We start from the raw sequence: 13,517 nt of genomic DNA, 5'->3' as shown, positions 1-13,517 counted from the left end.
GACCGGTCATTCCCAGCGGAACCAGCGCGCGGCCACGCCGGTCAGGCCCACGGCCCAGACGGCGAGCACCAGCAGGTGCGACCAGGCCGGCCAGTCGCCCGCCGCGGCCTGGTTGAGGGCCTGCGCCGCGGCGCCGAACGGCGTCAGCTCGACGATGTGGGCCAGGGTGTCCGGCATCGCCTGCACCGGCAGCCAGACGCCCGCGCAGAACATCGCGGGGAAGAAGACGACCGAGCCGATCGCGTTGGAGATCTTCGTCGTACGGGCCCGGGAGGCGATCACCGCGCCGAGGGCGAGGGAGACGACGACGGACAGGACGAGGGCGAGCAGATAGCCCGCGATCTGCCGCGGCAGCGCCACGTCGAAGGCGAGCCGGCCGACCGCGAGACAGATCGCGACGGACACGAGGACGGCCACGCCGTGGATGCCCATCTGCGCGCCGAGGACGGCCGTCGGCCGCACCGGCGTGGTCGACATCCGGCGCAGGATGCCGCGCTCGCGGTACCCGGTGATGATCGGCGGCATCGACTGGATGCCGCCCGCGATCATGCCGAGCAGCACGGTGACGGGGACGTACGCGTCGACGAGCCGGATGCCGCCGAGCCCCGCGTCGGTCTCCCGGAAGGCCGGGATGGAGCCGAGGATCACGAGCAGGACGACGGGGAACAGCAGAATCCCGACGAGGCTGCCTGCCTCGCGCCGGAACAGCGTGAACTCGGCCTTGAGGACGGCCCGGTCGACGGATGCCCGGTCGGCCGGGACGGCTGTGGTGGTGGGCGCGGTGACGGTGCTCATGACTGGCCGGCTCCCGTGAGGTCGAGGAACGCGTCGTCCAACGTGGCGTCGGACACGCGGAGTTGGTGGGCGGTGATGTGCTGGCGTGCGAGCAAGCTGAGGAGGGCGGTGACCGTCTCGTCGGTGCCGTTGAGGGTCACGCGGCCGTCCTTGTGGTCCACGGAGGTGACCCCGGGCAGCCCGGCCAGCGCGCGCTCGTCCAGCGGCGCGGACGGGGTGAACGAGATGACGGTCGACCCGGCGGCCCGGCTGATCAGGCCCGCCGGGGTGTCGAGCGCGGCGACCCGCCCCCTGTCGATCACGGCGATCCGGTCGCAGAGCCGCTGCGCCTCCTCCATGAAGTGCGTGACGAGGAGGACGGTGACGCCGCTGTCGCGCACCTCCTCGATGAGCTCCCAGGTGTCGCGGCGCGAGCGCGGGTCGAGCCCGGTGGTCAGCTCGTCGAGGACGACGACGCGGGGGTTGCCGACGAGGGCGAGCGCGATGAACAGGCGCTGCTTCTGTCCGCCGCTGAGCTTCGCGAAGCGGGTGCCGAGCTTGTCGGTGAGGCGGAGCCGGTCGGCGAGCGGCCGCCAGTCGAGGGGCGCGGGATAGAAGGCGGAATACAGCTCCAGCGCCTCCTTCACGGTCAGCTTCGGCTGGATCTCGCTCTCCTGGAGCTGCGCGCCGAGGATCCCGGTGACCTGTGCGTGGTCGCGTACGGGGTCGAGCCCCGCGACCCGTACGTGCCCCTCGTCGGCCGCGCGCAGTCCCTCGACGCATTCGACGGTGGTGGTCTTGCCCGCGCCGTTCGGCCCGAGGATCCCGAAGATCTCGCCCTCGCCGACGGTGAAGGACACCCCGTCGACGACGGCCCGCCCGGCGTACGTCTTGCGCAGCCCGGCGACCTCGATGAGCGGTGCTGTGGTGGTGGTCATGGCATCAAGCGTCGCCGCGCGGGCCCTGCCGGGGCATCGGCCAACGCGCTCGAGCACGCATCAACCGATCGGTTGATGGGCGGTACGACCACCGGGGCCGAGCGGTACGACCACCAGGGTCGGACGGTACGACCACCGGCCCCCGGAGTCGTACCGTCCGAAACTCGGTGGGCGTTGTCAGTGGCAAACCGTAGGCTCGCCCCTGATGCCGACGACTACACGTGCCACCACAGAGACGACCGGTCAACTCTCCGCCGTGCGGACGCTGTTGCGGCTGTGGCCGTACGTGCGTCCGGTGCGCGCGCGGTGGGCGGGCGCGGCGTTCGTGGCGGTGCTCGCGTCGTGTCTGGCGCTGGTCTTCCCGCTGGTCCTGAAGTGGATCGTGGACGGCCCGGTGACCGAGCGGGACCCGGGCGGGGTGTGGCTGGGCGCCGGGGTGCTGCTCGCGCTCGGCATCGCGGAGGCGCTCCTGTTCGGGCTGCGCAGATGGCTGGTGGCGCGGCCGCTCGCGGGGGTGGAGGCGGCGCTGCGGGCCGATCTGTACCGGCATCTGCAGCGGCTCCCGGTCTCCTTCCACGACCGGTGGGCCTCGGGCCAGTTGCTGTCGCGCGGCACGACGGACCTGATGGTGCTGCGGATGTTCCTCGCCTTCCCGCTGACGTTCCTGATCGTCAACGGGGTGACGATCCTGGCCGGCCTCTCCGTGCTCATCGTCCAGGACTGGGGGCTCGGCCTCGTGCTGCTCGCCCCGGCCGTCCCGCTGATCGCGTTCTGCTACCGCTTCGAGGGCGGGTACGCGAAGGCCTCGCGGCGCGCCCAGGACCAGGTCGGCGATCTGACGACGGTCGTCGAGGAGTCGGTCCTCGGCATCCGCGTCATCAAGGGCTTCGGTCGGCACCGCAGCCAGGCGCGCGCCTTCCGCGACCTGGCGCGCACGGTGCGCGGCACGGAACTGGTCAAGGCGCGGCTGCTCGCCGGGATCCTCACGGTGATCACGCTGCTTCCCGAGGTGGCGCTCGGGGCGGCCCTGGTGATCGGCACGATCCAGGTCTCCGACGGCTCGCTGTCCGCGGGCACGCTCGTCGCGTTCCTGTCGACGGCGCTCGCGCTGCGCTGGCCCATCGAGTCCATCGGCTTCCTGCTCGCGATGAGCCAGGAGGCGGCGACGGCGACGCGGCGGTACTTCGAGGTGATGGACTCGGATCCGGAGGACCCGCGCGTCCTCGCGGATGCGGACGCGGCCCCGGACGCGGGCCAACACGCTGACGACGGGCTGCGGTTCGAGGGCGTCGCCTTCCGCTACCCCGACGCCGCCGAGGACTCCACCCCCACCCTCGCCCGCGTCGACCTGCACATCCGCTCGGGCGAGACGATGGCGCTCGTCGGCTCGACCGGCTGCGGCAAGACCACGCTCACCGCGCTCGTGCCCCGGCTCTACGATGTGACGGAGGGCCGCATCACGCTCGACGGCCGCGACATCACGGCGATGCCGCGCGCCGAGCTGCGCGAGCTGGTGTCCGTGGCGTTCGAGGAGCCCACCCTGTTCTCCGCCTCGGTCGCGGAGAACGTCCTGATGGGCGCCCCCGCGGCCACGGAACCCGCGCAGCTGGAGCAGGCGCTCGACGTCGCGCAGGCCGGGTTCGTGAACCGGCTGCCCCACGGCGTCGACACGGAGGTCGGCGAGCAGGGCCTGAGCCTGTCCGGCGGCCAGCGCCAGCGCCTCGCCCTGGCCCGCTCCGTCGTGGGCACGCCCCGCTTCCTGATCCTCGACGACCCGCTGTCCGCGCTCGATGTGCACACGGAGGCCGCGGTGGAGGCGGCGCTGCGCCGGGTGCTCGCCGACAGCACGGCGCTCGTGGTCGCGCACCGGCCGTCCACGGTGCTGCTCGCCGACCGGGTGGCGCTGCTGTCCGATGGCCGGATCACGGCGGTGGGCACCCACCACGAACTGCTGCGCAAGAACGCCGAGTACAGACATCTGATGTCGGGCGAGCACACCGAGGAGACGGGCTCGGGGACGGAGACGGAACGCGTATGACGACGACCACGAAGCCGAACGACAAGACGGGCACGCAGGGCGAGGCCCAGGACCCGGAGAACATCCAACTCCCCTCCCCCGGCGACCCGTTCGACCAGGACGACCTGCCGACACCCGAGGGCGCGACGGGCGGCCTGCTGCGCTCGCTGCTCGCGCCCCACCGCCGCATGGTGGCCCTCACCGTCCTCGCCCTGCTCCTGCAACAGGCCGCCGTGCAGTCCGGCCCGCTGATCGTCGCGTACGCCATCGACAGCGCGGTCCCCGCGTTCCGGGCGCACGACTACGGGCCGCTGGTCGCGGTCGGCGCGGGCTTCCTGCTCTGCGCGGTCGGCTCGGCGGCCTTCGTGTACGCGTACATCCGGCTCTCCGCCGTCGTCAGCCAGAACGTGCTGGTCGACCTGCGCGGCCGCATCTTCCGGCACGCGCAGGCGCTGAGCGTGGACTTCCACGACCGGTACACGTCGGGCCGGGTCATCTCGCGGGCCACCACGGACGTCGAGGCGCTGCGCGAACTGCTCAGCGAGGGCCTCCAGGAACTGGTCAACGTCGTCGTCGGATCGATCTACATCACGGCGATGCTGCTCTGGCTCGACCTCGGCATCGGCTCGGTCGCGGCCCTGTCCTTCGCGCCGCTGTACGTCATGATCAAGCTGTACCGGCAGCGGGCGGCGCGGGCGTACGCGGAGCGCTCCTCCGCGATCGCCGCGGTCATCGTGAAGTTCGTCGAGACCATGAACGGCATCCGCCCCGTACGCGCCTTCCGCCGCGAACAGGCCAACGACGAGCACTTCGCGCGCCTCAACCACCGGCACGAGCGGTCCAACGGCACGGCGATGCTGGAGATGGCGCGCTACGTGATCGGCTCCCGGCTGCTCGCGAACACGGCGGTGGCGGGCATGGTGCTGTGGGGCGCGTACCGGGTCGCGGGCGGCACGCTCGAACTCGGCGTACTGGCGGCGGCGGTGCTCTACATCCGGCGCCTGTACGACCCGATCGACCGCCTGGCGATGTTCCTCAACGCGTACGAAAGCGCGGCCGCGTCCCTCAAGAAGATCGCGGGCCTCCTCGTCCAGGCGCCCTCGGTACCGGAACCGGCCACGCCGCGCTCCCTGACGGCCCGGGAGAGCGAACAGCCGGGCCGCGAGGTCGACTTCCGGTCGGTCTCCTTCGGCTACCGCACCGGCGGCGAGGTCCTCCCCCGCTTCGACCTGACACTGCCGGCCGGACAGACGGTGGCGGTGGTCGGTTCGACGGGAGCCGGCAAATCGACCCTCGCCAAACTCCTCGCCCGCCTCTACGACCCCTCGCACGGCGAGGTCCTCCTCGACGGCATGGACCTGCGCGAACTCTCCAACACCGAGCTGCGGCGCAGCGTGGTGATGGTGACGCAGGAGGCGTTCCTGTTCTCCGGGACGGTCGCCGAGAACATCGCGATCGGCCGCCCCGAGGCGACCCGCGAGGAGATCGAACAGGCCGCGAAGGCCATCGGCGCCCACGACTTCATCGCGGCGCTCCCCGACGGCTACGACACGGACGTCCGCAAGCGGGGCGGCCGGATCTCGGCGGGCCAGCGCCAGCTGGTGGCCTTCGCCCGCGCCCTCCTCGCCGACCCCGCGGTCCTGATCCTCGACGAGGCGACGAGCTCCCTCGACATCCCCGGGGAGCGTGCGGTGCAAAGGGCCATGCAAACGGTGCTGCACGGCCGCACGGCCGTCGTCATCGCCCACCGCCTGTCGACGGTGGAGATCGCGGACAGGGTGTTGGTGATGGCGGAGGGCCGGGTCGTCGAGGACGGGTCACCGGAGGAACTCATCGCGGGTACCGGCGAGTTCGCGGACCTACACCGGGCATGGCGCGAGAGCGTCGTCGGCTGATCTCGCCACACGTGTGTTGCGGTCTCGGGGCTCTGCCCCGGACCCCGCGCCTCAATCGCCGGCGGGGCTTGATCGGTTCAACGGTTATCGAACGGCCCCCACCGGAGACCGAACGATTTCCGGCCAACATGTTGACGGGCTCCTGACACACCCACCCGCCCAATGCCACGCTTCCGAACCGCACCACTCCGCACTGCGCTCTGCCGGGCCGGCCACCCGCCGCCCGTTCCCCACTGGCCGCACACCCAACTCGCGGCCATGCAGAAGGAGTTCAGCGTTGCGCAAGAACACAGGCTCCCTCAGACCCGGCTCACCCCGACGCCGGGCCACGGCCATCGCCGCCGGCACCGTCGCCGCCCTGCTGACGGTCACCTTCCAGACCCTCCCCGCCACCGCGGACGCGACCGGCGCCGACCCCGGCTCCCTCCCCGCCAAGCTCTCCCCCGCCGAACGCGCCGAGCTGATACGCGAGGCGAACGCCGGCAAGGCCGACACCGCGAAGGACCTCGGCCTCGGCAAGCAGGAGAAGCTCGTCGTACGGGACGTCCTCCAGGACAAGGACGGCACCACCCACACCCGCTACGAGCGCACCTACGGCGGACTCCCCGTCCTGGGCGGCGACTTGATCGTCGAAGCCACGAAGTCCGGCAAGGCCAAGGACGTCACCAAGGCCGCCAAGGCCGACCTCAAGAACGTCGACACCACCCCCGACGTGAAGCCGGCCACCGCCGAGACCCAGGCCCTGAAGCTCGCCAAGGCCGACGGTTCGAAGAAGACCGAGGCCGACAAGGCGCCCCGCAAGGTCGTCTGGCTCGGCCAGGGCGCAACCAAGGGGCAGCCCACCCTCGCGTACGAGACCGTCGTCGGCGGCCTCCAGGACGACGGCACCCCGAACCAGCTGCACGTCATCACCGACGCCACCACCGGCAAGAAGCTCCACGAGTGGCAGGCGATCGAGACCGGCACGGGCAACACCCAGTACAGCGGCACCGTCACCCTCGGCACCGCGCAGTCCGGTTCCTCGTACACGCTGAACGACACCACCCGCGGCGCCCACAAGACGTACAACCTGAACCGCGGCACGTCGGGGACGGGCACCCTCTACTCCGGCGCCGACGACGTGTGGGGCAACGGCGCCGCCACCAACACCGAGACGGCCGCCGCCGACGCGCACTACGGCGCCGCGCTGACCTGGGACTACTACAAGAACGTGCAGGGCAGGTCCGGCATTCGCGGTGACGGCGTCGGCGCATACAGCCGGGTCCACTACGGCAACGCGTACGTCAATGCGTTCTGGGACGACAGCTGCTTCTGCATGACGTACGGCGACGGCACGAGCAACACGCACCCGCTGACGTCGATCGACGTGGCCGCGCACGAGATGACGCACGGCGTCACGTCGAACACCGCGGGCCTCAACTACTCCGGTGAATCAGGCGGGTTGAACGAGGCGACGTCCGACATCTTCGGCTCCACGGTGGAGTTCTACGCCAACAACTCGACCGACGTGGGCGACTACCTCATCGGCGAGAAGATCAACATCAATGGCAACGGGACGCCGCTGCGCTACATGGACAAGCCGAGCAAGGACGGCGCGTCCAAGGACGCCTGGTACTCGGGCATCGGCGGCGTCGACGTGCACTACTCGTCGGGCCCGGCGAACCACTTCTTCTACCTGCTCAGCGAGGGCAGCGGAACGAAGACGATCAACGGCGTGACCTACAACTCGCCGACCTCCGACGGCCTTCCGGTCACCGGCATCGGCCGCGACAAGGCGGCGCTGATCTGGTTCAAGGCGCTGTCCACGAAGTTCACGTCGACGACGAACTACGCGGGCGCCCGCACCGGTACCCTCGCGGCCGCCGGTGAGCTGTACGGGACGACGTCCGCCGAGTACAAGGCCGTGCAGGACGCGTGGGCCGGGGTGGCCGTAGGCGCCCGGTCCGGCGGCGGCGACCCGGGCACCGGCAAGACGTTCACCAACGACGCGAACGTGACGATCCCCGACTCCCCGGGGGCCGCCGTCACGTCGTCCGTCGCGGTCACCGGCGTGAGCGGCGCGGCGCCCTCCACCCTGAAGGTCGGCGTCGACATCGTGCACACGTGGAGCGGTGACCTCCAGGTGGACCTGGTCGGCCCGAGCGGCCGCACATACCGGCTGCACAGCTCGGCGTACGACCCGACGCCCAACATCCAGACCACGTACACGGTCAACGCCTCCGCGGAGACCGCGAACGGCACCTGGAAGCTGAAGGTCCAGGACCTCGGCCCCCAGGACACGGGCTACATCAACAGCTTCAAGCTGACGTTCCCGTAAGCACCAATTGAGCCCCAAGGGGGGCGGGGTCCGGGGCAGAGCCCCGGGCCCCGCCCCCGTACGACCTCACCGCAACAACACCCCGGCCCCCTCCTGCGTCGCCTCCGTCGGCACGGCAACAAGCCCCGTCTCCGCCTCCGACGCGAGCAGCGGATGCGCCGGCAGCACACGGACGGTGTACCCGTAGGGGCCGCTACGGTCGAGGGCGAGCGGCCCCTCGTACGCCCAGCGCCCCTCCCCGTCCGGCCCGCCGACAGGCTTCAGCGGCACCGTCGTCGGCTCGGTGATCCGGTCCTCGGTGTCGACCCGCCCCGCCACGGCCTGCACCTCGACGTCGTCGGGGCCCAACTCACCGAGTGCGACCCGGACATGGAGACCGAGCGTGGCACCCAGTTCGGCGCCGCCCGCCGAGGCCTCCACATGGTCGACGGTGACGCGCGGCCAGGCGGCGCGGACCCGCGCCTTCCACGCTGCGAGGTCCCGTGCCGCGTCCGGGGTGAGGGCGCGCGCGGACCCGGCGGCGGGGGCGTACAGCTGGTCCACGTACTCGCGGACCATGCGCCCCGCGAGGAGCTTCGGGCCGAGGTGCGTGAGGGTCTGGCGGACCATCTCGATCCAGCGGTCGGGCAGCCCTCCGGGGCCGCGCTCGTAGAAGCGCGGCGTCACCCGGCGCTCCAGGAGGTCGTACAGCGCGGCCGACTCCAGGTCGTCGCGCCGGTGCTCGTCGGTGGCCGTTCCGTCGGCCGTCGGGATGGCCCAGCCGTAGTCGGGCGCGAACCATTCGTCCCACCAGCCGTCCAGGACGGACAAGTTGAGGCAGCCGTTGAGGGCCGCCTTCATGCCGGAGGTCCCGCACGCCTCCAGCGGCCGCAGCGGGTTGTTCAGCCAGACGTCGCAGCCGGGGTAGAGCTTCTGCGCCATCGCCATCCCGTAGTCGGGCAGGAAGACGATGCGGTGCCGCACCCGCGGGTCGTCGGTGAACCGCACCAGCTCCTGCACGAGCCGCTTGCCGCCGTCGTCGGCCGGGTGCGCCTTGCCCGCGACCACGATCTGGATCGGCCGCTCCTCGTCGAGCAGCAGCCGCATCAGCCGGTCCGGATCGCGCAGCATCAGCGTGAGCCTCTTGTACGAGGGCACGCGGCGCGCGAAGCCGATGGTGAGCACGTTCGGGTCCAACACGCCGTCGATCCAGCCGAGTTCGGCCGCGCCCGCGCCGCGCTGCCGCCAGGACGCGGCGAGCCGTTCGCGCACCTCGTCGACGAGCTGCCGGCGCAGTTCGCCGCGCAGCTCCCAGATGTCCCGGTCGGCGATCTCGCCGACGGCGTCCCAGCGTGCCGAGCCGCCGACCGACAGGGCGTCCTCGGTGCGCCGCTCCCCGATCTGCCGCGCTCCGAGCCGGTACACCTCGGGGGCGACCCACGTCGGTGCGTGCACGCCGTTGGTCACGGAGGCGATCGGCACCTCCTCGACGTCGAATCCCGGCCACAGCCCGGCGAACATGTCCCGGCTGACGGACCCGTGCAGTGTGGAGACGCCGTTGGCGCGCTGCGCGAGCCGCAGCCCCATCACCGCCATGTTGAAGACGTTCGGGTCGCCGCCCGCGTACGTCTCCATGCCGAGGTCGAGTATGCGCTGCACGTCGAGGCCCGGCAGCTCGGCCGCGGCGCCGAAGTGGCGGGCGACGAGCTCCCGGTCGAAGCGGTCGATGCCTGCGGGTACGGGGGTGTGCGTCGTGAAGACGGCGCCCGCCCGCACCGCTTCGAGCGCGGAGTCGAAGTCCGTTCCCCGCTCGGCGAGTTCGGCGATGCGCTCCACGCCGAGGAAGCCCGCGTGCCCCTCGTTGGTGTGGAAGACCTCGGGTTCGGGATGTCCGGTGAGCCGGCAGTACGCGCGGACGGCGCGGACCCCGCCGATCCCCAGCAGCATCTCCTGCAACAGCCGGTGCTCGCTGCCGCCGCCGTAGAGCCGGTCGGTCACATCCCGTTCGTGGGCATCGTTCTCCTCGACGTCCGAGTCGAGGAGGAGCAGCGGCACCCGCCCCACCTGCGCCTGCCACACGCGCGCGAACAGCCGGCGCCCGCCGGGCAGGGCGAGCGCGAGGTGCACCGCGGTGCCGTCGGGCTCCCGGAGCAGGGTCAACGGCAGCTCGTTCGGGTCGGTGACGGGATATGTCTCCTGCTGCCAGGCGTCCCGGGAGAGCGACTGCCGGAAGTAGCCGTGCCGGTACAACAGTCCTACGCCGATCAGCGGTGCCCCGAGGTCGCTCGCGGCCTTGAGGTGGTCGCCGGCGAGGATCCCGAGGCCGCCCGAGTACTGCGGGAGCGCGGCCGTGATGCCGAACTCGGGCGAGAAGTAGGCGATGCCGGCGGGCAGTTGGGACTGCCGCGCCCGCTCCTGGTACCAGCGGTCGTCGTGCAGATAGCCGCGCAGATCGTCGGCGACCTCACTCAGCCTCGCGAGGAAGTCCTCGTCGCCCGCGAGCCGGGCGAGCCGCTCGGGCGGCACGCTGCCGAGCAGCCGCAGCGGGTCGCCGTCGGACGCGGCCCAGCGGTCGGGGTCCACCGCGGCGAACAGGTCACGGGTCCCCGCATGCCAGGACCAGCGCAGATTGCGCGCCAAGTCCTGTAGCGGAGCGAGGGGTTCGGGCAGGACCGGTCGGACGGTGAATCGACGGATGGCCTTCACGTGCTCACCTCTGCGGTTGCGCGTCGTATGCCTGAGTCGCGTGTCCCCGAGACGGTAGCCGCACGGCCGCGGCGCGGGACAGGGCGCCCGGAACGCGTACGGCGGTCCGGGCACGCGCTGTGCGCGCCCGGACCGCCGTACGCGGGTGCCCCTGGGGGCCGGTGTCAGGCGATCGCCGAACCGGTGCCGCGCGCCCCACCGATGTAGTCGGTGAGTGCCGCGTCGTCGTACACCTCGATGTCGAGGGGCGTGCCCTTCGGCAGGTCGAAGTTCTTCACGACGGAGTCCACGGGGGCCTCGCTGCCGGACGCGGAGTACGTGCCCAGGTTGTGCTCGGCACCGCCCTGCGTCGAGGAGACGTGCACGTAGAACGTGTCGTCGTCGTTCTTGGTGTCCAGGACGCGGAGCTGCTGCGCGGCCGGGTCGAACTCGACCTGGCCGAGGAACGAACCGTCCTGGGTCAGCCCCACCCGGACGCCGACGCTGTCGCCGACCTCCTGATAGGTGACGGCCGCTTCGGGGTTGGGGTCAGCGGCCGCCGCCGGTGCGGCGGCCGCGCCGAGCAGCGCACCCACCGCGAGGGCCGCTCCTGTGAAGATGCGTGCCAGCTTTCGCGGACGTCGGATCGCTGTCATGCGTGTTGCCCCCCAGATCAAAAAACCACATCCAAACCATTCGGACGTCGGTGCAGGAAGTCGTCGCCACTGGTCATCGGCGACCTGCCCACGATGTCAGATTTGATGATCACCCGGAGGCACGCAACGCCCAGAGGCCCTCAGCCGGCCCGAACCACTACGAAAACCCCACGTACCCGTCGCTCGCCCTCCGCCAGCCACTCGGCGGTCACCTCGCCGACGGCGTCGTCCGGCGCCTTCGCGCCCGCCTCCAGGACGCGCACGATCTCGGGCCGGGCGTCGTCGGTGGTGACGTGGGCGTGCACGGTCGGGTCGAGCGCCCCGTCGATGCTCTGCGCGTGCGCGCGCACCTCACCCTTCAGCAGGGCGGTCAACTCCCGTACGAGCAGCGGATCCTTGGCCCCGTCGTACACCCAGCGCTTCCCGAGCACGCCGTGCTCGGTGGTGCCGATGAGCGCGTCGTCCGGGGCGCCCTCCAGCGGTGCCCCGCGGTAGGCCATCGGCACGTGGTACGTCACCGGTTCGGGGCCCGAGGTGTCCGTCGCGGCCATGAACTCGATGCCGACGTCCCCGGCCGGATCGTCGAGCCGGAACCCGCCGGCCTTGGTCAGCTCCGGGGTGCCCGCGCCCTGATACCAGGGCTGCTTCGGCAGCCAGTCCGCGAGGAGTTCGAGCTTGGTGGGCTTGAGTGTGGTGCGGTGAATGATCGACACGGCCTCATCATCGGACGCCGTCGCGCGCCGCGCCAGGGAATTGCGCGCCCCGCCCCGAAGGCCGGAAACCCCAAGCGGAAGTCCGGAATTCGCCGCAACTCAACCGCACAACCCCCACGACCGATATGGCCGATTCCGCCACCTCGTACCTCCTTGTGGTGCTTCACACCACACGAGAGGCTGCCAACTGGCGTGAGAGCGCGCCGAGTTGAGGAGGGGGACTCACCCATGGCAGGGACCGTGCGAGTGACGCGAAAGCGACGGACGCGCTGGGCCGGTGGGCTCACCGCGGTCGCCACGGTCGCGGTGCTTTCGGCCATCACCCTGCCCGCGAACGCCGCCCCCGCACAGGGGCGGATATTCGGCGCCGGCGAGCCCGGCGCCATAGCGGGCAGCTACATAGTGACACTGAAGGGGGACACCAGGGCTCCGTCCGACGAGGGCAAGCACCTCGCGGAGAAATACGGGGCGAAAATACGCCACACCTACAGCCAGGCGCTCAACGGCTACGCGGTGACGCTCGGCGCGGGGGAGGCCAAGCAGCTCGCGGCCGACGGCGACGTCGCGTCGGTCGTCCAGGACTCCCAGGTCACCGTGGACCACAACCAGAAGAATCCGCCCTCGTGGGGCCTGGACCGCATCGACCAGAACGATCTGCCGCTCGACAAGTCGTACACCTGGCCCGAGTCCGCGGGCGCCGGCGTGCACGTCTACGTCATCGACACCGGCATCCGCGCCACCCACGGCGACTTCGGCGGGCGTGCCACGAGCGGCTGGGACTTCGTCGACAACGACGCGACCGCGCAGGACGGCAACGGACACGGCACCCATGTCGCCGGGACCGTCGCGGGCGAGCAGTACGGCGTCGCCAAAAAGGCCGACGTGGTCGGCGTGCGCGTGCTCAACGACGAGGGATCCGGCACGACGGCACAGGTGCTCGCGGGCATCGACTGGGTGACCAAGCACGCCCAGCGGCCGGCCGTGGCGAACCTGAGCCTCGGCGGCTACGCGAACGCCCAACTCGACGCCGCCGTACGGAACTCCATCGCCTCCGGTGTCACCTACACGGTGGCGGCGGGCAACGACGGCATGCCCGCGGAGCTGTACTCGCCGGCCCGCGTGAAGGAAGCGATCACTGTCGGCGCGACCGACAAGAAGGACGCGCGTGCGAGCTTCTCCAATTGGGGTACTCGCCTCGACCTGTTCGCGCCCGGCGTGGACATCACGTCCGCGTCGAACGCGAGCGACTCGGGGAAGGCCACCTTCTCCGGTACGTCCATGGCATCACCGCACGTCGCGGGCGCGGCCGCGCTGTACCTCGCCGACCACGCGACGGCGTCGCCCGCCGCGGTGAGCAAGGCGCTGGCCGAGCGGGCCGTGCCGGGCAAGGTGACGGGCGCGGGCCTCGGCTCGCCGAACAAGCTGCTTCAGGTCAACAACCCTTAGAAGGAAGGTGAGTTAATGTCACGGTCCCGTCGTTTTCGGCGGGGCCGGTCTTATGTGTTCCCTTACGCGCCAGTAGTGACGAGTACTTGGTACGACA

Annotated in this window: 9 protein-coding genes; 4 read left to right on the top strand and 5 right to left on the bottom strand. The window is 71.2% G+C overall.

Annotated elements, in window-relative coordinates; all coding sequences use genetic code 11:
• Window positions 1-6: 6 nt before the first annotated feature.
• Together OG746_RS11955 and OG746_RS11950 are read right to left on the bottom strand one after the other, a co-directional pair.
• Complete coding sequence (locus OG746_RS11955; protein ID WP_266714281.1) at window positions 7-795, bottom strand: ABC transporter permease; 789 nt, start codon at window positions 793-795, stop codon at window positions 7-9.
• Window positions 792-1,712 (bottom strand): ABC transporter ATP-binding protein, encoded by a 921-nt coding sequence (locus OG746_RS11950; protein WP_266714279.1) that lies wholly within the window; start codon window positions 1,710-1,712, stop codon window positions 792-794. Before OG746_RS11950 ends, OG746_RS11955 begins: the two co-directional genes overlap by 4 nt.
• A gap of 205 nt (window positions 1,713-1,917) precedes the next feature.
• Here OG746_RS11950 and OG746_RS11945 point away from each other — a divergent pair, with 205 nt between their 5' ends.
• The 3 genes from OG746_RS11945 to OG746_RS11935 all read left to right on the top strand — a co-directional run bounded on the left by OG746_RS11945 (window position 1,918) and on the right by OG746_RS11935 (window position 7,941).
• A complete protein-coding gene (locus tag OG746_RS11945; RefSeq protein WP_266714277.1) occupies window positions 1,918-3,750 on the top strand; it encodes an ABC transporter ATP-binding protein in 1,833 nt (610 codons plus the stop codon).
• Window positions 3,747-5,624, top strand: coding sequence for an ABC transporter ATP-binding protein (locus OG746_RS11940; protein ID WP_266714275.1), 1,878 nt, complete (start codon window positions 3,747-3,749; stop codon window positions 5,622-5,624). Before OG746_RS11945 ends, OG746_RS11940 begins: the two co-directional genes overlap by 4 nt.
• A gap of 277 nt (window positions 5,625-5,901) precedes the next feature.
• Window positions 5,902-7,941 carry a M4 family metallopeptidase gene (locus OG746_RS11935; protein WP_266714273.1) on the top strand — a complete coding sequence of 680 codons (2,040 nt, stop codon included), beginning with the start codon at window positions 5,902-5,904 and terminating at the stop codon, window positions 7,939-7,941.
• 66 nt (window positions 7,942-8,007) lie between these two features.
• Here OG746_RS11935 and glgP read toward each other — a convergent pair whose 3' ends face one another.
• From glgP to OG746_RS11920, 3 genes are all read right to left on the bottom strand, one after another.
• Window positions 8,008-10,626 (bottom strand): alpha-glucan family phosphorylase, encoded by a 2,619-nt coding sequence (gene glgP, locus OG746_RS11930; protein ID WP_266714271.1) that lies wholly within the window; start codon window positions 10,624-10,626, stop codon window positions 8,008-8,010.
• 164 nt (window positions 10,627-10,790) lie between these two features.
• A complete protein-coding gene (locus OG746_RS11925; RefSeq protein WP_266714269.1) occupies window positions 10,791-11,261 on the bottom strand; it encodes a hypothetical protein in 471 nt (156 codons plus the stop codon).
• A 140-nt stretch (window positions 11,262-11,401) separates the two neighbouring features.
• Window positions 11,402-11,974, bottom strand: a complete 573-nt coding sequence (locus OG746_RS11920) for a maltokinase N-terminal cap-like domain-containing protein (protein WP_266714267.1) — start codon at window positions 11,972-11,974, stop codon at window positions 11,402-11,404.
• A gap of 228 nt (window positions 11,975-12,202) precedes the next feature.
• Here OG746_RS11920 and OG746_RS11915 point away from each other — a divergent pair, with 228 nt between their 5' ends.
• Window positions 12,203-13,420 carry a S8 family peptidase gene (locus tag OG746_RS11915; protein WP_524540401.1) on the top strand — a complete coding sequence of 406 codons (1,218 nt, stop codon included), beginning with the start codon at window positions 12,203-12,205 and terminating at the stop codon, window positions 13,418-13,420.
• Window positions 13,421-13,517: the final 97 nt, after the last annotated feature.

Source organism: Streptomyces sp. NBC_01016 (genome assembly GCF_026341035.1).
In the GTDB taxonomy this organism is placed as follows: Bacteria; Actinomycetota; Actinomycetes; order Streptomycetales; family Streptomycetaceae; genus Streptomyces.
This window is presented reverse-complemented; position numbering and strand designations above follow the sequence as displayed.